We start from the raw sequence: 18,528 nt of genomic DNA on the forward strand, positions 1-18,528 counted from the left end.
ATAGATGGTCGTGACCGATCGCCGATCCGCATTTAAGTTCGGTCTGGTGGGGGCAGCCGCGCTGGCCGCGCCGCAAATCATGGTAAGAACAGTTCATGCGCAGGCACCCGTGCCCGAAATAGGCAATCCCCGCTTCAACCGCTTCAACCTTGGAAGTTTCGAGGTGACGGCCATTAATGACGGTGCACGGGTGATGGATGACCCGCACACCATTTTCGGCGAGGATCAGGAGCAGGCGGCGGTCGCGGAGCTGTTGGAGGAAAACTTCCTGCCATCGGATCGTCTCGTCAACAGCTTCACACCAACGCTCGTCAATACCGGTTCGGAGCTCATCCTTTTCGATACGGGGCTGGGTGCCGGCGCGCGAGAAGGCGGGCTGGGGCAGCTTCGTTCGCGCATCGAGGCATCCGGCTACAGCCCGGACGATGTGTCGATCGTCGTTCTCACGCACTTCCATGGGGATCATATCGGCGGCCTGATGGAGGACGGTGCTCCCGCCTTCGCGAATGCGCGCTATGTCGCGGGCCAGGCGGAATACGACTTCTGGACGGCCGAGGAGCGGATGTCCGGTCCGACCGAAGGCAATGCCCAGGCAGTGCAGGCCACCGTCGTGCCGCTTGCTGAAAACATGACGTTTATCGGCGATGGCGACGAGGTGGTGCCCGGCGTCAGCGGCATGCTGGCCGCCGGCCACACTCCCGGTCACATGGTGTTCCATCTGGAATCGGAAGGGCGGCGGCTGATGCTGACGGCGGATACGGCGAACCACTATGTCGCGTCGTTGCAGCGGCCGGACTGGCACGTCCGTTTCGACATGGACAAGGAAGCGGGCGCGCAGAGCCGCCGTCGCGTCTTCGACATGATCGCCTCGGAGCGTATCCCCTTCATCGGCTATCACATGCCGTTCCCGGCGGCCGGCTTCATCGAAAAGGTTGACGACGGCTTCCGCTTCGTGCCCGTCAGCTACCAATTGATGCTGTAGTCTGGCCTACAGATGACCCGCGTCGACGATCAGGGTCTGCGCGGTCAGCATCCTTGAGGCGTCGGAAGCAAGGAAGAGGCACGGCCCGACGAGATCGTCGGGCTGCATTTCTTCGCGCAGGCACTGTGCCTGCACATGTGCCGCGAGCCTTTCAGGCGTCACCCACAGATCACGCTGGCGCTGGGTCATCACCCAGCCGGGTGCGATGGCGTTGACGCGTATGTTGTCCGGCCCGAGCTTGCCCGCCAGCCCCTTCGTCAGCCCGATGATGCCCGCCTTTGCCGCGGTGTAGGAGGGCATGTCCGGGTGATTTATCATGAAGGAGGTGGAGGTGAAGTTGATGATCGAGCCGCCGCCAGCATCTTTCATGCCGGGCACGACCGCTTGGGCCGCGAAGAAATGCGGGCGCAGGTTGATGGCCTGATTTTCTTCCCAGTATTCGACGGTTACGTCCTCGATCTCGTGGCGCTGGTCAAAGGCGGCATTGTTGACCAGCACCGTCACCGAGCCATGCCTGTCCGCGGCCGTCGCAGCGGCGGCTCGTAGCGCGTCGATGTCGCGAAGGTCGGCTTCGAGGAACAGCGCCCTGCTGCCGGTCTCCTGCTCCAGCCGGTCGGCAAGCGCCTCGCTCGCCTCGCGCGCAATGTCGATGAAGGCTACCCTGGCTCCCTGCCTGAGGAAGCCTTCGGTGAGCGCTGCACCTATTCCGCTGCCTCCTCCGGTGATGAGTACCGAGCGGCCTTCGAGATCGGCGTGACGAACGGATGGCATCATGGGTCTGTTCCTAAGTGACGAGCTTGCGTTCGGAGAAACGGTCCTCGCGCCAGAAGCCGGTTTCCATGATCGCTTCCAGCGTGGCGACGGCGGCCCACACGTCCTCGAACCCGACATAGAGCGGCGTGAAGCCGAACCGCAGGATGTCCGGCGCACGGAAGTCGCCGATCACGCCGGCCTCAATCAGCGCCTGCATGATCGGCCAGCCGTTCTCGTGCGTCAGCGCCACTTGGCTGCCGCGTTCCGCGGGCTCCTTCGGAGTTATGACGCTCAGCCCGTGCTGCACCAGCCTCTGCTCGGCCAGTTCGATGAACATGCCGGTGAGCCGCAGCGATTTATCGCGCAGCGCCTGCATGTCCGTCTGCTCGAAGATCGACAGGCTTTCCATCAGCGGCAGGTAAGAGAGCACCGGCGGCGTGCCGACCCGGAACTTCTCGATGCTGCCGGCTGGCTGAAAATCGATCTCGAAGGCGAAGGGAACTGCATGGCCCTGCCATCCGGTCAGCGGGTTCTGCACCTCTCCGAGATGACGCGTCGCCACGAACAGCCATGCCGGCGCGCCGGGGCCGCCATTCATGTATTTATACGAGCAGCCGACCGCGAAGTCCGCATCGCAGCCGGTCAGGTCCACCGGCAGCGCTCCAAGCGAATGGGCGAGGTCCCAGATCACCAGCGCGCCGACCTCGTGCGCCGCACTTGTCAGCCGCGCCATGTCGCGAAGCCGGCCCGTGCGATAGTTGACGTGGCTCAGGCAAACGACCGCCGTATCCGTGTCCAGAAGCTCCAGTACGGAGTCGTCATCGTCTCCCGCCAGCGCCAGTTCGGCCTTGGGAAAGACGTTGGCGATCGCGCCCTGCAGGATATGCACGTCGGTCGGGAAGTTGTTGCGCTCGGAGATGACCTTGCGGCGGTCACTGCGCAGGTTCATCGCGGCGCAAAATACCTTGTACAGGTTGACCGATGTCGAATCGGCAGCCAGCACTTCGCCTTTCTTGGCGCCCATCAGCTTCGCAAGCCTGTCTCCGACGGTGACCGGCAGCATGTGCCAGTCGCGCGCGTTCCAGCTACGGATGAGGCCCTTGGCCCAGCCTTCCGACATCGCCTCCTGCATCGCGGGCACGGCGGAGACTGGCATCGCTCCCAGCGAATTGCCGTCGAGATAGATTTCGCCCTTCGGCAGGTCGAACATCTGGCGGAAATGCGCGAGCTGGTCCTCCCAGTCCAGCTTCTGGCATTCCTTCTGCTGGGGGGAGGCCGCGTCGCGTGCGGCTTTCACGGCGTCGATCATCTCGCTCATGACCCGTCCTACAGCACGGAAACGATCTTGGCGGCAAGGTCATCCAGCCTGTCGCCAGGCAGCCCGGCGACGTTGAAGCGGCTGTCGCCGACGATGTAGACGCCATGGTCGGCACGCAGCTTCGCCACCTGCTCGGCCGAGATGCCGAGGCGGGAGAACATGCCGCGCTGGCGAGCGATGAAATCGAAGCGATCCGAATTCGAGTGCCGGCGCAGCGCGTCTGCAAAGCCCTGCCTCAGGCTCATCATGCGCTGCCGCACCGCCTCCAGCTCCGCCTTCCAGTCTGTGCGCAGGTCGTCATCCTCCAGCACGATGCGCACGCACGCCGCGGCGTGGTCCGGCGGCATCGACCAGATGCCGCGCGCGATGCCAAGCAACTGGCCGTAGGCGGTATCAGCTTCAGCCTTGTTACTGCCCAGAATGAGAGCCGCACCGGCCCGGTCGCGATAGACTGAGAAGTTCTTGGAGCAGCTTGCCGCCGCCAGCAGTTCCGGCACGGTCTCCGCCAGGATGCGCAGGCCGGCCGCGTCCTGCTCCAGGCCTTCGCCGAAACCCTGATAGGCGATGTCGACGAACGGCGTCAGTCCGCGTTCCGCCAGCAGGCGGGCGACTGAGCGCCACTGATCGAGCGAAAGGTCCGCGCCCGTCGGATTATGGCAGCAGCCATGGAGCAGCACCACGTCGCCGGCGGGTATGGCCTCCAGCGCCTCTGTCATGGCGTCGAAGCGCACGCCGCCGTTCTCGGCATCAAAGTAGGCGTAGGTTTGCGCCTTCAGGCCCGCCGCACGCAGGATGGGCATGTGGTTCGGCCATGTCGGGTCCGGCACCCACACCGTCGCGTCGGGGCGCGACAGGCGAATCAGGTCCGCCAGCAGGCGCAGTGCCCCGGTGCCGCCGGGCGTCTGCGCGGCGCGCAAGCGAGCCCGGTCGGCCTTGTCGCCGAAGACGACGCCGATCATCAGTTCGTTGAATACGGTGTCGCCGGCAAGCCCCAGATAGCTCTTGGTCGCCTGCGACTTGTGCAGCCTTCGCTCGGCCTCGCGCACCGCCCGCATCACCGGCGTCTTGCCGTCGACATCCTTGTAGACGCCGACGCCGAGGTCGAGCTTTCCCGCGCGCGGATCGTCGCGGTAAAGCGACATCAGCATCAGGATGCCGTCGGGTGCTGCGGGTTGAAGTGTCTCGAACATGGGGCCCTCCGAAAACCGGCGCCACAAAGCCCTAATTCGTTCGGCCGTGCAACAGATTTGGTCGCTTCCGTGATTGTGCCAGCGGCAGGCGGCCTTAAAGTCGCGCGAACGGCGCGCTTCGACGCCGCATGAGGGGCAGGCGTGGCAAAACGCTATTCGGCATTCGGGCTTTTTCGCGAAGGGTTGCGCGGTCACAGCGGCTGGCAGCCGGCATGGCGCTCGCCCAGCCCCAAGCCGCGCTACGACGCCATCATCATCGGCGGGGGCGGGCAGGGGCTGGCCACGGCATACTATCTGGCGAAAAACCACGGCATGACGAACGTGGCTGTGCTTGAGAAGAGCTGGCTTGGCGGCGGCAACACCGGCCGCAACACCACGACCATCCGCTCCAACTATTTCTATCCCGAAAGCGTCGCACTCTACGATTTCGCCCTGAAGCTCTACGAAGGTCTGTCGCGGGAGCTCAACTACAACATCATGCTTTCACAGCGGGGCGTCGTGACCGTCTCGCATTCCGATGCCGAGATGGAGATGGCGGCGAGACTGGTCAACGCGATGCAGATCAACGGCACCGACGCCGAGCTGCTCGACCGCGACGGTGTGCTAGCCAAGGCGCCGTTGCTCAATAGAACGGATCAGGCGCGCTATCCGATCTTCGGCGGTACATGGCAGGGCAGGGCAGGCGTGGCCCGCCACGATGCGGTGGCTTGGGGCTATGCCCGCGCGGCCGACGGCTTCGGCGTCGACATCATCCAGAACTGCGAGGTAACCGGCTTCCTCATCGAAAGCGGCCGCTGCGTCGGCGTCGAAACCTCGCTCGGCGAAATCCGCGCGGATGCCACTGGCCTTGCGGTCGCGGGCCATTCGGGCGTGCTGGCGGCCAAGGCGGGGTTCCAGCTTCCGATCCGCTCCTATTCGCTGCAGGCGATGGTGTCGGAGCCGGTGAAGCCATGTCTCGATACGGTCGTACTCTATCTCGGCACCGGCACCTATCTCTTCCAGTCCGACAAGGGCGAGATCGTTGTGGGTGGCGGGCTCGACCGCGTGCCCTCCTACGCGCAACGCGGCAACCCGCCGATGCAGCAGACGGTGATCTCCGGCATGTTGGAGATGTTTCCCTCCTTCGGCCAGCTCAAGATGCTGCGGCAGTGGGCGGGCATAGTGGACGTGGTGCCCGATTCCTCGCCCATCATCGGCCCATCGCCGCTGCCCGGTCTCTACCTCAATTGCGGCTGGGGCACGGGCGGCTTCAAGTCCATCCCCGCCGGCGGCTGGCTTCTGGCGCATCTCATGGTCACCGGCGAGCATCACGAGATCAGCCGGCCGTTCGACCTCGACCGTTTCGTCACAGGTCGGCTGGTGGACGAGGCGGCCGGCTCCGGCATCGCGCATTAGGAACCCAGGCCATGCAGCTCTTTTCCTGTCCCTTCTGTGGTCCGCGCGACGAAACGGAGTTCCTGTTCGCAGCAGAAGCCGGCAAGACGCGTCCGGAACCAGCAGCCGACGTTTCGGCGGAGCGTTGGTCGGAGTACCTTTATCTGGGGGGCAACCCGCGGGGCGCGACGCGCGAAATCTGGCAACATCTCACCTGCGGCGAGTTCTTCGCGATGGAACGCGATACCGTCACCCACGTGGTTTCCGTCTCGCACTCCCTACGGGGAGAGGAGGCATGACTGCGCGCCGCGTCACGGACAGCGGCAGGCCGCTCGCCTTCAGCTTCGACGGCCGTCCATATGAGGGCAGGGAAGGCGACACGATTGCGTCCGCCCTTCTTGCAAATGGCGTGCGCGTGGTCGGCCGCTCCTTCAAGTATCATCGCCCGCGCGGCATCTACGGCGCATGGACCGAGGAGCCGAACGCCATCGTCGACGTCACGTTCGACGGCACGACCACGCCCAACCTGCGGGCCACGACCGAACTGCTCAAAGCAGGGATGGATGTCCGTTCGGTCAATGCGAAGCCTACTGCCGATGCAGACCGGCTGGGCCTGCTCGACAGGCTTTCGCCGTTCCTGCCCGCCGGCTTCTATTACAAAACCTTTCTTTGGCCCGACTGGCATCGTTTCGAGCCGCGTATCCGCGCCATGGCTGGCCTTGGTCGTCTCGACCCGTCCAACGAGCCGCCGGCGGAAAACCCGATGGTGAACGCACGCTGCGACGTGCTCGTCGTCGGGGCGGGGCGGTCGGGCCTGGCTGCCTCGGCCGAAGCGGCGGGAGCGGGAAAATCGGTCATCCTCGTCGACGACCAGTTCGCGCCGGGCGGCTCGATGCTCTATCGCGAGGTGGATGGCGATGCGCGCGTGGAACAGGCGGTTGCGGACATCGCAAGGCTCGGTGGACGCGTCCTTTCGCGCACGACGGCATACGGCATCTATGACCACAATCTCGTCTGCTGCTGGGAGCGGCGCGGCGCGCAACCTGATCGCCAGTGGCGCGTCAGGCCGGGGCAGATAGTGCTGGCCACCGGCGCCATCGAGCGGCCGCTGATCTTTGCAGACAACGACCGGCCGGGGGTGATGTCGGCGGATGCGGCGCTCTTCTACCTGCGGCGACATGGCGTTCTCGTCGGCAACAGGATCGTGCTGGCTGCCAACAATTCCCGGGCGATCCCGATTGCAGACACGTTGCGGGAAGCAGGCGCGCACGTCACCGTGGCCGACCTGCGGGACGGTGGGACGGTCGATGCCGTTCATGGCGCCAAGGCCGTAGAGGCCGTCACGGTCTCCGGCAAGCGTTTGGACGCCGACACTCTTCTCATGTCCGGTGGGTACACCCCGACCGTACATCTCTTCTGCCAGGCAAAAGGCAAGCTGCGCTACGATGAGGGGATTGCGGCTTTCGTGCCGGGAAACCCTGTCGAAGGCGTGTCGGTGATTGGTTCGGCGGCGGGCGATTTCGACGACTACGCGATATCGCCGGTCTGGCCGAAGGCGGGCGCCAAGACCCGTCAGTGGATCGACTTCCAGAACGACGTAACCCTGAAGGATGTGGAACTCGCGGCACGCGAGAACTTCCGCTCGGTCGAGCATCTCAAGCGTTACACCACACTTGGCATGGCGACGGATCAGGGCAAGACGTCCAATATGAACGGCCTTGCCGCGATGGCCGCCATCACCGGCCGTACCATAGAGCAGACCGGAACCACGACCTATCGGCCGCCCTTCACGCCTGTTCCATTCACCGTCGTGGCCGGCCGCCGACGTGGCGAGCTGTTCAACCCCGTGCGGCGGCTGGCGCTGGAGGCCGAGCATCGCGCGGCCGGGGCCGTGTTTCGCGAATATGGCGGCTGGCTTCGCCCCGCATGGTACGGAAAGGGAGACGCGGCGGACGAGGTCCGCCGTGAAGCCCGGCAGGCGCGCGACACGGTCGCGATCTTCGACGGTTCGCCGCTCGGCAAGATCGAGGTGTTCGGCCCGCAGGCAGGCGAGATCGTCGACTATAATTCCTACAACACCATCTCCACGCTGAAGCCCGGCCGCATCCGCTACGGTTTCATGCTCACCGAAAGCGGGGTCATCTACGACGACGGCGTTACGACGAAGCTTGCCGACGACCACTACGTCGTCTCCTGTTCCTCGGGCCATGTCGCCGGCGTCGTCGCGCGGCTGGAGGAGTGGCGGCAGGACCGTTTCGATCCCTCGCAGGTGTTCGTGCACAATCTCACTCCGCACTGGGCGACGCTCACGGCGTGCGGGCCACGCGCGAAGCGCCTCGTCGACGCGCTGTCGCTCGGTGTCGATCTGGACGACGCCGCACTGCCGCACATGGGCGCTGGCACAGGCACCTTCGCCGGCTGCCCTGCGCGGATCGCGAGGGTCAGTTTCACCGGCGACCGCTCCTACGAGGTGTCGGTGCCGGCTGCGACGGCGCCTGCGCTCTGGGCCGCAATGAACGAGGCGGGCAGGGTGCTTGATGCTGTGCTGATGGGGTCGGAGGCGTTGCTGATGCTGCGCGCCGAAAAGGGCTACATCATCGCCGGCAAGGACACCGACGGGACGACGATGCCGCAGGATCTCGGGCTCAGCGGCCCGCGCGACAAACGACAGGGCGAATATGTCGGCAAGCGTTCGCTGTTTACCGACAATGCGCAGCGGCAGGACCGGCAGCAGTTCGTCGGCCTTGCCGTGTCGGACGGTGGACCGGCGCTCCCCACAGGCGCGCATGCGCTGGGTTCTGACGGCGGCCAACGGCGCTCCGCCGGGTTCGTGACGTCGAGTTATGACAGCCCTGCGCTTGGCCGTCCCATTGCTCTGGCGCTGGTTCAGCGCGGGCTTTCGCGAATGGATGAGGAGATCGAGCTGGTCCATCTGGGCAGCGTACGCCGCGCGACGATTACCGATCCCTGCGCCTTCGATCATGACGGGAGCCGCCTCAATGCTTGAAACGATGCGCGACAGGGGCAAATTCTGGACGCCCGTCCCGGACTGGACGACGGCGCGCATCGAGCGTGACGGTTTGTCAGTGCGGCGCATCGCCGGGCTTGGCCAGATGCTCATATCAGGTGATCTGCGCGGGGCTGTTGCCGGACTCGCGCCGGGCGTGTCGGAAATCGGGCTCTGGTCGCTGGCGGAGGCGGACAGCTATTTCGTGCGCAGCGCGCGGGATCGTGGGCTGCTGGTCACACCGGCCCCCCAGCATGTCGCCCCAGGCTGGCGCGAGGGCTACGTCGCCACTCCGTGCGACGACGCCTATGCGGTGCTCGAGCTTGCCGGCAGCGGGCTGGCCGAAATGGTGGCCGAGGCCACGTCCGTGGATCTGGAAGCGGGAAGTCGATCCGCTGCCGTTTTGTTCGCAGGCGTCACGGTCTTCCTCTACCGGACTGCGCCCTCAACTGCGCGGCTGCATGTCGAAAGCCCTATGGCAAGCTATCTCTGGAAATGGCTCGACGAACGCTGATTTTCAGCAGCCCGCTCGGGGTTCGATGGGCGTCACCGTGTCGAGGTCCAGCAGCTTTTCGAGTTGCCGCGCGCCTGACAGAAGCTTCGCCTCGCCGCGCGGCATCGCCACGATCTGCAAGCCCACCGGCAACCCTTCGGACGTGAAGCCGCAGGGTAACGACAGAGCCGGCGCGGTCGTCAGCGAAATCGCGAAGGCGATTGCCAGCCAGTCGATGTAGGTCTCGAACTTTACGCCCGCGCATTCGGCGACGTAACGCTGCTCGACCGGGTAGGGCGCGACGATGGTGGCTGGCGTCATCAGCAGGTCGTATTCTCCGAAGAACGCGACCGTTCGCGCGATCATTGCGGCGCGCTGCATCTCCGCCTCAATGATCTGCGGCATGGTGAGCTGGAGGCCCTTTTCGACGTTCCAGACCGTTTCCGGCTTGAGACGGCCTGGATGGTCCTTCAGCTTCTGCGCGTGCGCAGCCGCGAAGCCTTTCGCCCGCAGCGTCTGGAAACAAGCATGTGCCTCCGACAAGTCGGGATGGGCTTCCTCCACGCTCACGCCCAGTTCCGCAAAGCGGTAGGCCGCGCGGCGGCATATCTCGGCCACCTCGGGGTCGACCGGCGTGACGCCCAGATCGGCACTGAAGGCCACCTTGCGCAGCCGCGCCGGCGTGCGCGCTGCGTCCAGATAGGATGTGCCATCGCGCGGCAGCGAAACCGGGTCGCGCGCATCCTCGCCCGTCATCGCGTCTAGCAGCAGCGCCACGTCCTCGACCGTGCGTGCCATAGGGCCTTCGACGGAGAGGATGTTGTCGACCACGTTTCCGGGCGTTGCCGCCACGCGGCCGGGGCTCGGTCGCAGGCCGACGATGCCGCAGAAGCTGGCCGGGTTACGAAGCGAGCCGCCTAGGTCCGAGCCATGCGCCACCCATGCCATACCGGTCGCCAGCGACACCGCCGCACCGCCGCTGGAGCCGGCCGCCGAACGGCTGGTGTTCCAGGGGTTGCGCGTCGTGCCGAACACTTCGTTGAAGGTGTTGGCGCCCGCGCCGAACTCAGGCGTCGCGGATTTGGCGTAGATGATGCCGCCTTCCTTCTCGATGGTCTCGACCAGTATGTCGGAGCGCTCGGGAATATGGTCGGCGAAGATGGGCGAGCCCCAGGTGGTGCGCACGCCCTCTACTTCGGTCAGGTCCTTGATCGGTACCGGCAGGCCGGCAAGGCGGCCGCGCTGGTCGAGCGGCTTCTTCATCAGCGCGGAGGCACGCTCCCGGGCGCGTTCGAAGCACAAGGTAGGCAGCGCGTTGACCGCGGGATCGACTGCCGCGATGCGCTCCTCCAGCGCGTCGAGCAGGTCAAGCGGCGTGACTTCCCCGGCCTTCAACCTGTCCACGATGGCGCAGGCCGACTGGTTTATCAACAATGGCGACATGGCTCTCCCCCTCCCGCAAAGGGCGGCAGGATGGACGCGGCCAGTCGTGATTGCAATGTCGTATCAGCCTTCCGGCGTGAAGCGGGCAACAAGCGCGTGGCTCGTGCCCGGATAGGTCAGCCGCACATGCGTCACCGGCCGCCCGCCCGTCCATGTACGACGTTCGACCGCGAGACATGGCGTGCCTGCATCCACACCCAGACGTTTCGCCGTCGGTTTGTCGGCGGCCAGCGCGCGGATCGTGTGCTCGGCGGCGCTCCATGGCACATGGCCTATAAGCCAGGGGCCGGGAGCGATGGTTTCGAACGGCTCCTGCTCTGCCTCCGGCACGGTATCGAGGCTGATGAGCCGTTCCTCGAGGCAGAACGGCGCCTCGCCGGCAAAATGCAGGCAGACGATGTCGACCAGTCTCGTGGCATCGGCAAAACCGGCAGCCTCATCGACAGGTTTGCCCGCCGAGCGGATCGTCCGGGAAAGGCGTTCGTAGCGGTAGGGTGCGCCCAGCGCCTCGACCTCGGCGCGGATGTCGTGGATTTCCAGCACGGCCGCCTGTGAGCGCGGCCGCGCGACGAAGCTGCCGGAGCGTTTGCGCCTTTCGATAAGCCCGGCCTTGGCGAGCTGTGTCAGCGCCTTGTTGACGGTCATGCGCGAGCAGCCATATTGCTCCGTCAGCTCGTGCTCGAAGGGAATGCGATGCCCGGGCGGCCACGCGCCCGACACGATCTTCGCGCCGATGTCGCCAAGAATGCGCTGGTGCAGAGAGAGGGGTTCGCCGCTCATCGTCACGCTTCGGCCAGCTCCCGCAGCGCTTTGCGGAAGCCACGTTCGGCTTCTTCGCGAATGCGGTGACGCCCGTTCTCCACCAGCTTGTTGCCGCCGATCCAGACGCTGTCCGGCTTTCCCGCTCCTGCAAAGACGAACGCATCGAGCACCGCGTCTTCCTTCTTGCCCTCGAAGGTCACGTCGGAAACGTCCAGCGAGAAGAAGTCGGCCGGTTCTCCTATAGCGATACCGGCGCCCGCCACGCCAAGCGCCTGCGCGCCGCCCTTCAGCACCGCATCGAACAGGGCGCGGCCGGTAGATCCCGGCCCTCCCGCCATGACGTTGCGCGCCCGGTTCCCCAGCCGCTGCGCATACTCGAACTGCCTCAACTCGGCCGACAGCCCGATCAGGACGTTGGAGTCCGAGCCCACGCCATAGCGCCCGCCATGCTCGGCAAATAGCGGCCCCTGAAAGATCCCGTCGCCGAGATTGGCTTCTGTCACGGGGCACAGCCCCGCCACCGCGCCGGATTGCGCCACGCCTGCCGTCTCGCTGTCGTTCATGTGCGTCGCGTGGATGAAGCACCAGCGCTCGTCTACCGGCGCATTGGCAAGCAGCCATTCCACCGGTCGCGCGCCGGACCACGCAACACAGTCTTCCACCTCCTTCACCTGCTCGGCGACGTGAATATGCAGCGGCCCGCCGGTTGCCATCGCGGCCACTGCCGCAAGCTCCTCCGGTGTGACGGCACGCAGCGAATGCGGTGCTGCGCCCATCAAGGCTTGAGAAAGTGATTCAACTGCCTTGCGAGATGATTCAAGCAGCCGGCCGAACCCGTCGACATCGTTGATGAAACGGCGCTGGCCCGGGGCAGGGGCGTGGCCGCCGAAAGTCGAGTGCGCGTAGAAGACCGGCAGCAGCGTCAGGCCGATGCCCGACGCCGCGCTTGCGGCCGCAATCCGTTCCGCCATCTCCGCCATGTTCGCATAGGGCGTGCCATCCGGCGCGTGGTGGAGGTAGTGGAACTCGCCGACCCTGCCGAAACCCGCCTCCAGCATCTCGACATAGAGCATCAGCGCCGTCGCCTCGACCTGCTCGGGCGTCATCGTCAGCGCGTGGCGGTACATGACTTCGCGCCACGTCCAGAACGTATCCGTCGTCGGGCCGCGCCGCTCCGCCATGCCCGCCATGGCGCGCTGGAAGGCATGGCTGTGCAGGTTTGCGACCGTCGGCAACAGCACTGCGCAGCGCTCATCGGCGCTGCCGGGGGTCGCATCCGTATCGATCGCCTCGATGCGCCCGCCACTGACTTTCAGCGCAACGTTCCGTTGCCAGCCGCTAGCCGTCAGCGCCTCGTTCGCGAAGATCACCGTCATGTCCACGACCCTGCTTGCCAATGTGCTGATGATATGTCTATACATAATTGCATTGGAATGAAAGCGGGAATTGCCGCGCGCCGAGGGAGTGACGATGCGGAAGGTGTGGCGTAACGCGAGACTTCTCACCCTTGCCGAAGGCGTCGATGCGCTTGGGCTGGTCGAGGCCGGCGCGGTCGCCGCGCAGGACGGCAGGATCGTCTTCGCCGGTCCCCAATCCGAACTGCCCACGGGCTTTGGCGATGCGGAGACCATCGACTGCGAAGGCCGCCTCATCACGCCCGGTCTGATCGACTGCCACACCCATCTCGTGCATGCCGGTGACCGTGCCAACGAGTTCGAAATGCGGCTGGCCGGCGCCTCCTACGAGGATGTCGCGAAGGCCGGCGGCGGCATCGTGTCTTCGGTCAGGGCGCTGCGGGCCGCCAGCGAGGACGAACTGGTCGCCCAGTCGCTGCCGCGCCTCGATGCGCTCATCGCTGAAGGCGTCACGACGGTCGAGATCAAGTCCGGCTACGGCCTCGACACCGAAAACGAGATGAAGTCGCTGCGCGCCGCGCGTCGGCTTGGCGTGGAACGCAAGGTGTCGGTCCGCACCACCTTCCTCGGCGCACACGCTCTGCCGCCGGAAATGGACGGCGACAAGGACCGCTACATCGACATGGTCGTCGCGAGCATGCTGCCCGCCATCGCACGGGCCGGGCTTGCCGATGCGGTCGACGGGTTCTGCGAGGGCATCGCGTTCTCGCCGCAGCAGATCGCGCGGGTTTTCGATGCCGCGAAGGAGGCCGGCCTGCCGGTCAGGCTTCACGCCGACCAGCTTTCCAACCTTCATGGTGCGGCGCTTGCCGCAGGCTATGGAGCCCTTTCCGCCGACCATCTTGAATACACGGACGATGCGGGTGCCGCCGCTATGGCGAAGGCCGGCACCGTGGCGGTCCTGCTGCCCGGTGCATTCTATTTCATCCGCGAGGAGAAGCGCCCGCCCGTAGGTCTCTTCCGTCGCCACGGTGTGCGGCTGGCGGTCGCCACCGACTGCAATCCCGGCACGTCTCCGCTCACCTCGCTCCTGCTGGCCATGAACATGGCGGCCACCCTGTTTCGCCTTACCGTCGATGAGTGCGTGGCCGGTGTCACGCGCGAGGCCGCGCGGGCTCTGGGTCTGTTGCCCGAAACGGGCACGCTCGAGCCCGGCAAATGGGCAGACCTCGCAATCTGGGATGTCGAGCGCCCTGCCGAACTGGTCTACCGCATCGGGTTCAACCCGCTTCATGCCCGCGTCTGGAGGGGAGAATGACCACGATTGTCTTGATGCCCGGCAATGCCTCCCTCACCGACTGGCGCGCGATCTGGCGCGGGGCGGTTCCATCGCTTGACCCGTCGTGCCGGCCGAGAATCGTTGCCAGCGCCGATGCTGTCGCGCGCATCGTTGCCAGGGGCGAGCCCGTCTACGGCATCAACACCGGCTTTGGTAAGCTCGCCAGCGTGCGCATCCCGGCCGCCGATCTGGAAACACTCCAGCGCAACATCGTGCTTTCCCACGCTGCCGGCACCGGTGAGCCAATGCCTGTCGCGGTCGCGCGGCTGATGATGGCCCTCAAGCTTGCGAGCTTGGCTCAAGGCGCCTCCGGAGTGAGGCCCGAAACGGTCGCGCTGCTCGAAGCCATGCTGGCGAAGGATGTCGTGCCGGTCGTGCCGGCGCAGGGCTCGGTCGGCGCGTCCGGCGATCTCGCGCCGCTGTCGCATATGACGGCGGCCATGATCGGTGTCGGCGAGGTGTTTCATGCCGGCAAGCGCATGACGGCTGGCGAGGGTCTTGCCGCCGCCGGACTTTCGCCCGTAACCCTCGGTGCAAAGGAGGGGCTGGCGCTGCTCAACGGCACCCAGTTCTCCACCGCGTACGCGCTGGCGGCTCTGTTCGAGGCCGAGATGCTGTTCCGTTCCGCGCTGGTCACGGGAGCGCTTTCCACTGATGCCGCCAAGGGTTCGGACGCCCCCTTCGATCACCGTATTCACGCCCTTCGCCACCATCGCGGCCAGATCGAAACCGCCGAGACGCTGCGCCTGCTGATGGAGGGCAGCGCCATACGCGAGTCCCACAGGGTTGGCGACGAGCGGGTGCAGGATCCGTACTGCCTGCGCTGCCAGCCGCAGGTCATGGGCGCGGCGCTCGATGTGCTGCGCAAGGCGGCGGACACGCTGGCGACGGAAGCCAACGGTGTCACCGACAATCCCCTGATCTTCGCTGAGGACGACACCGCCCTGTCGGGCGGCAACTTCCACGCCGAGCCGGTGGCCTTTGCAGCCGACATGATCGCGCTTGCCGTCTGCGAAATCGGCTCACTGGCGGAGCGGCGTATCGCCATGCTGGTCGATCCGGCACTTTCGGGCCTTCCTGCTTTCCTTACGCCGAGGCCGGGTCTCAACTCCGGCTTCATGATCCCGCAGGTGACGGCGGCCGCACTCGTTTCGGAAAACAAGCAGCGCGCCTATCCCGCCAGCGTCGACTCCATCCCGACCTCGGCCAATCAGGAAGATCACGTCTCGATGGCTGCGCATGGAGCGCGCCGCCTGCTCGGCATGGTCGAAAATGCCAGCGCCGTCATCGGCATAGAGCTGCTGGCGGCCGCGCAGGGATGCGACTTTCATGCGCCGCTCGCATCGAGCCAACCGCTGGAGGCTGCGAGAGCGCTGTTGAGGGCGCAGGTGCCGCATCTGGAAGACGACCGGCATTTCCATCCCGACATGGAGGTCTCGAACGCGCTTGTCCGCTCCGGCGCGCTTATCGACGCGGTCTCGGCGGTCGAACTGCCCGGCGTCGAGGCGTGAACATCCCGCGATGGCAATCAATTCTTCAAACCGCGTCCATGCGCGGCTGACACGGAGGCCACAATGACCACCCGCATCGACAACTCCCGCACCATTCGCGCCGCCACCGGCACGGAACTCTCCGCAAAGAGCTGGCTGACAGAGGCGCCGCTGCGGATGCTGATGAACAATCTCGATCCGATGGTGGCCGAAAAGCCCGGCGAACTGGTCGTCTATGGCGGCATCGGCCGTGCGGCGCGGGATTGGGAGAGCTTCGACCGCATCGTCTCGACGCTCAGGCGACTTGAAGCCGACCAGACGCTGCTGGTGCAGTCGGGCAAGCCGGTCGGCGTGTTCCGTACCCATGCCGATGCGCCACGCGTGCTGATCGCCAATTCCAACCTCGTGCCGCATTGGGCGAACTGGGATCATTTCAACGCCCTCGATAAGAAGGGCCTGATGATGTACGGCCAGATGACCGCAGGCTCATGGATCTACATCGGCTCGCAGGGCATCGTTCAGGGCACCTACGAAACCTTCGTGGAGATGGGCCGCCAGCATTACGGCGGCAGCCTTGCCGGCCGCTGGCTCCTCACCGCCGGGCTAGGCGGCATGGGCGGCGCGCAGCCGCTCGCCGCCACGTTCGCGGGCGCGTCGTGCCTCGCCGTCGAGTGTCAGGCAAGCCGCATCGAAATGCGCCTGAAGACAGGCTATCTCGACGTGCAGGCAAACGACCTCGACGACGCGCTGGCGATCATCGACAAGGCCTGCAAGGAGAAGAAGGCGCTCTCCGTCGGACTGCTCGGCAACGCGGCCGATGTGTTTCCCGAGCTCGTCAGGCGCGGCGTGAAGCCGGACCTCGTCACCGACCAGACATCGGCCCACGATCCGATCAACGGCTACCTGCCGCAAGGCTGGACGGTTGCCGAATGGGAGGAGAAGCGGGAGCGCGATCCCAAGGCGGTCGAGAAGGCCGCGCGGGCATCCATGGCCGTGCATGTAAAGGCCATGCTCGACTTTCACCATGCCGGCGTGCCCACCGTCGACTACGGCAACAACATCCGCCAGATGGCGAAGGAGGAGGGGGTGGAGAACGCCTTCGACTTCCCCGGTTTCGTGCCGGCCTACATCCGCCCGCTGTTCTGCCGGGGCGTCGGGCCGTTCCGTTGGGCTGCCTTGTCTGGCGATCCGGAAGACATCGCGCGCACGGACGCCAAGGTGAAGGAACTGCTGCCCGACAACGCGCACCTGCACATCTGGCTCGACATGGCCGGCAAGCGCATCCACTTCCAGGGTCTGCCCGCGCGCATCTGCTGGGTGGGGCTGGGCGACCGCCACCGTCTGGGGCTTGCCTTCAACGAGATGGTGGCGAACGGCGAGCTGAAAGCGCCGGTCGTGATTGGCCGCGACCATCTCGATTCCGGCTCGGTCGCTTCGCCCAACCGCGAGACCGAGGCGATGAAGGACGGCTCGGATGCCGTTTCGGACTGGCCGCTGCTCAACGCGCTGCTCAACTGCGCCAGCGGCGCGACGTGGGTTTCGCTGCATCATGGTGGCGGAGTTGGCATGGGTTTTTCGCAGCATTCCGGCATGGTGATCGTTTGCGACGGCACGGCGGAAGCCGCGCTTCGTATCGAGCGCGTGTTGTGGAACGACCCGGCAACCGGCGTCATGCGCCATGCCGATGCGGGGTACGACATCGCAGTGGATTGCGCCAGGGAACATGGGCTCGACCTGCCAGGCATTCTCGCTTGAGGCATGCCGTGCTAACACCGGTGCCGTCATTTTGATGGAGTTGCGTGTTGAGCATCGAGAAAGTGGTGATCGTAGGCAGCGGGCAGGCAGGCGTCGAGTGCGCCGCCGCGCTCCGTCACAACGGGTTTGCGGGTTCGGTCATCGTCCTCGGTGACGAGCCGGATCTGCCGTACCAACGGCCTCCGCTTTCCAAGGAATTTCTCAAGAGCCCGACGGATTCGTCCCTCCCGCTCAAAGGCGAGGCGTTCTACGGCCAGCATGCCATCGATCTCAGGCTCGGCGTTGTGGCGGAGCGTATCGAACGCGACGCGCGGCAGCTGTTGCTCGCTGGCGGCGAACGTCTCGCCTACGACCACCTCGTTCTGGCCACCGGCGCGCGCAACCGCTTTCCTCCTGTAAAGGGGCTCGACCCCTGCGGCGTGATGGAACTCCGCACGCTCGCCCATGCGCGCGCCATGACTGCAAGGCTGGACCGGTTGCGGCACGTAACCATCATCGGCGGCGGGTTCATCGGGCTCGAGGTTGCCGCATTGCTGCGCCAGCGCGACATTGCCGTCGATGTTCTGGAGGCCGCCGACCGGCTCATGGGGCGCGTGCTCTCTCCGTTGATGAGCGATGCCTTCGTTCCAATCCATGAGCAGATGGGCACGCGGCTCCGTCTCGCGACGGTTGCGACTGAAGTAGCCGGCCGTTCGGTTGTCCTCTCGGATGGCGAAACGCTGGACACCGATGCGGTCGTCGTCGCGGCGGGCGTCGTTCCCAATTCAGAGCTGGCGGCCGAGGCCGGGCTGGATGTCGCCAATGGCGTGGTCGTCAACGACAGGCTCCTGACGTCCGATCCTTCCATTTCGGCCATCGGCGACTGCGCGGCCCATCCCAATCCCTGGGGCATCGGCACGATCCGCCTGGAATCGGTGCAGAACGCGGTCGATCAGGGCAAGTGCGTAGCCGCACGCCTCACCGGCAATGACCAGTCGTACGACGCGCTGCCGTGGTTCTGGTCGCATCAGGGTGCCGCCAAGCTCCAGATCGCCGGGCTCGCCATGGGCATGGACGACGCGGTTATGCGCGGCGACCCGTCGACGGGCAAGTTCTCGGTCTTCGTCTATCGAAAGGGCAGGCTCATAGCAGTCGAAAGCGTCAGCAGCCCGGCCGATCATATGGTCGCGCGCCGGGTTCTCGCGGCGCGGCAATCGATCCCGAAGGAGATCGCGGTGGATTTGTCTGTCGATCTCAAGACGCTGGTGCCGAAGCCTGCGGCGTAAAG

15 protein-coding genes are annotated in these 18,528 nt (G+C 65.7%); 9 read left to right on the top strand and 6 right to left on the bottom strand.

From position 1 onward, the window contains the following. Window positions 1-4 precede the first annotated feature (4 nt). Window positions 5-982, top strand: coding sequence for an MBL fold metallo-hydrolase (locus FY036_RS10695; RefSeq protein WP_148914723.1), 978 nt, complete (start codon window positions 5-7; stop codon window positions 980-982). A gap of 6 nt (window positions 983-988) precedes the next feature. Here FY036_RS10695 and FY036_RS10700 read toward each other — a convergent pair whose 3' ends face one another. Genes FY036_RS10700 through FY036_RS10710 form a run of 3 tightly spaced genes read right to left on the bottom strand, consistent with a single transcriptional unit; the run spans window position 989 to window position 4,243 of the window. Continuing rightward, window positions 989-1,756 carry an SDR family NAD(P)-dependent oxidoreductase gene (locus FY036_RS10700; RefSeq protein ID WP_148914724.1) on the bottom strand — a complete coding sequence of 256 codons (768 nt, stop codon included), beginning with the start codon at window positions 1,754-1,756 and terminating at the stop codon, window positions 989-991. A gap of 10 nt (window positions 1,757-1,766) precedes the next feature. After that, a complete protein-coding gene (gene kynU, locus FY036_RS10705) occupies window positions 1,767-3,053 on the bottom strand; it encodes a kynureninase (RefSeq protein WP_235897631.1) in 1,287 nt (428 codons plus the stop codon). 8 nt (window positions 3,054-3,061) lie between these two features. Beyond that, complete coding sequence (locus tag FY036_RS10710; RefSeq protein ID WP_148914725.1) at window positions 3,062-4,243, bottom strand: amino acid aminotransferase; 1,182 nt, start codon at window positions 4,241-4,243, stop codon at window positions 3,062-3,064. A 141-nt stretch (window positions 4,244-4,384) separates the two neighbouring features. Between FY036_RS10710 and FY036_RS10715 the strand changes: the two genes are divergently transcribed. The 4 genes from FY036_RS10715 to FY036_RS10730 are packed head-to-tail and all read left to right on the top strand — an operon-like array spanning window position 4,385 to window position 9,138. Then, window positions 4,385-5,638, top strand: a complete 1,254-nt coding sequence (locus tag FY036_RS10715; RefSeq protein ID WP_148914726.1) for a sarcosine oxidase subunit beta family protein — start codon at window positions 4,385-4,387, stop codon at window positions 5,636-5,638. A gap of 11 nt (window positions 5,639-5,649) precedes the next feature. After that, window positions 5,650-5,916 carry a sarcosine oxidase subunit delta gene (locus tag FY036_RS10720; RefSeq protein ID WP_148914727.1) on the top strand — a complete coding sequence of 89 codons (267 nt, stop codon included), beginning with the start codon at window positions 5,650-5,652 and terminating at the stop codon, window positions 5,914-5,916. Next, complete coding sequence (locus FY036_RS10725; RefSeq protein WP_148914728.1) at window positions 5,913-8,624, top strand: 2Fe-2S iron-sulfur cluster-binding protein; 2,712 nt, start codon at window positions 5,913-5,915, stop codon at window positions 8,622-8,624. Before FY036_RS10720 ends, FY036_RS10725 begins: the two co-directional genes overlap by 4 nt. Then, window positions 8,617-9,138 carry an aminomethyltransferase family protein gene (locus FY036_RS10730; RefSeq protein ID WP_148914729.1) on the top strand — a complete coding sequence of 174 codons (522 nt, stop codon included), beginning with the start codon at window positions 8,617-8,619 and terminating at the stop codon, window positions 9,136-9,138. Before FY036_RS10725 ends, FY036_RS10730 begins: the two co-directional genes overlap by 8 nt. 3 nt (window positions 9,139-9,141) lie before the next feature. On the opposite strand, the gene FY036_RS10735 is transcribed toward FY036_RS10730, so the two are convergent. From FY036_RS10735 to FY036_RS10745, 3 genes are all read right to left on the bottom strand, one after another. Beyond that, window positions 9,142-10,560, bottom strand: coding sequence for an amidase (locus tag FY036_RS10735; protein WP_148914730.1), 1,419 nt, complete (start codon window positions 10,558-10,560; stop codon window positions 9,142-9,144). A gap of 63 nt (window positions 10,561-10,623) precedes the next feature. Continuing rightward, window positions 10,624-11,340, bottom strand: coding sequence for a histidine utilization repressor (gene hutC / locus FY036_RS10740; protein WP_148914731.1), 717 nt, complete (start codon window positions 11,338-11,340; stop codon window positions 10,624-10,626). Between the two features lie 2 nt (window positions 11,341-11,342). Further along, window positions 11,343-12,698, bottom strand: coding sequence for a formimidoylglutamate deiminase (locus FY036_RS10745; protein WP_148914732.1), 1,356 nt, complete (start codon window positions 12,696-12,698; stop codon window positions 11,343-11,345). A 94-nt stretch (window positions 12,699-12,792) separates the two neighbouring features. On the opposite strand from FY036_RS10745, the gene hutI reads away from it, so the two are divergent. From hutI to FY036_RS10765, 4 genes are all read left to right on the top strand, one after another. After that, window positions 12,793-13,995, top strand: coding sequence for an imidazolonepropionase (gene hutI, locus FY036_RS10750; RefSeq protein ID WP_148914733.1), 1,203 nt, complete (start codon window positions 12,793-12,795; stop codon window positions 13,993-13,995). Continuing rightward, complete coding sequence (gene hutH / locus FY036_RS10755; RefSeq protein WP_148914734.1) at window positions 13,992-15,527, top strand: histidine ammonia-lyase; 1,536 nt, start codon at window positions 13,992-13,994, stop codon at window positions 15,525-15,527. Before hutI ends, hutH begins: the two co-directional genes overlap by 4 nt. A gap of 63 nt (window positions 15,528-15,590) precedes the next feature. Next, window positions 15,591-17,261 (top strand): urocanate hydratase, encoded by a 1,671-nt coding sequence (gene hutU, locus FY036_RS10760; RefSeq protein WP_148914735.1) that lies wholly within the window; start codon window positions 15,591-15,593, stop codon window positions 17,259-17,261. Window positions 17,262-17,308: 47 nt separating this feature from the next. Beyond that, a complete protein-coding gene (locus tag FY036_RS10765) occupies window positions 17,309-18,526 on the top strand; it encodes an NAD(P)/FAD-dependent oxidoreductase (RefSeq protein ID WP_148914736.1) in 1,218 nt (405 codons plus the stop codon). Window positions 18,527-18,528 lie beyond the last annotated feature (2 nt).

It is taken from the genome of Neoaquamicrobium microcysteis (genome assembly GCF_008180155.1).
GTDB lineage: Bacteria > Pseudomonadota > Alphaproteobacteria > Rhizobiales > Rhizobiaceae > Aerobium > Aerobium microcysteis.

Bases quoted from the DNA above. Each gene is read 5' to 3' on its own strand.
- hutC (WP_148914731.1), bottom strand. From the start codon at position 11,340: ATGAGCGGCGAACCCCTCTCTCTGCACCAGCGCATTCTTGGCGACATC.
- FY036_RS10710 (WP_148914725.1), bottom strand. From the start codon at position 4,243: ATGTTCGAGACACTTCAACCCGCAGCACCCGACGGCATCCTGATGCTG.
- FY036_RS10730 (WP_148914729.1), top strand. From the start codon at position 8,617: ATGCTTGAAACGATGCGCGACAGGGGCAAATTCTGGACGCCCGTCCCG.
- FY036_RS10725 (WP_148914728.1), top strand. From the start codon at position 5,913: ATGACTGCGCGCCGCGTCACGGACAGCGGCAGGCCGCTCGCCTTCAGC.
- kynU (WP_235897631.1), bottom strand. From the start codon at position 3,053: ATGAGCGAGATGATCGACGCCGTGAAAGCCGCACGCGACGCGGCCTCC.
- hutH (WP_148914734.1), top strand. From the start codon at position 13,992: ATGACCACGATTGTCTTGATGCCCGGCAATGCCTCCCTCACCGACTGG.
- hutI (WP_148914733.1), top strand. From the start codon at position 12,793: ATGCGGAAGGTGTGGCGTAACGCGAGACTTCTCACCCTTGCCGAAGGC.
- FY036_RS10695 (WP_148914723.1), top strand. From the start codon at position 5: ATGGTCGTGACCGATCGCCGATCCGCATTTAAGTTCGGTCTGGTGGGG.
- FY036_RS10700 (WP_148914724.1), bottom strand. From the start codon at position 1,756: ATGATGCCATCCGTTCGTCACGCCGATCTCGAAGGCCGCTCGGTACTC.
- FY036_RS10720 (WP_148914727.1), top strand. From the start codon at position 5,650: ATGCAGCTCTTTTCCTGTCCCTTCTGTGGTCCGCGCGACGAAACGGAG.
- FY036_RS10735 (WP_148914730.1), bottom strand. From the start codon at position 10,560: ATGTCGCCATTGTTGATAAACCAGTCGGCCTGCGCCATCGTGGACAGG.
- hutU (WP_148914735.1), top strand. From the start codon at position 15,591: ATGACCACCCGCATCGACAACTCCCGCACCATTCGCGCCGCCACCGGC.
- FY036_RS10745 (WP_148914732.1), bottom strand. From the start codon at position 12,698: ATGACGGTGATCTTCGCGAACGAGGCGCTGACGGCTAGCGGCTGGCAA.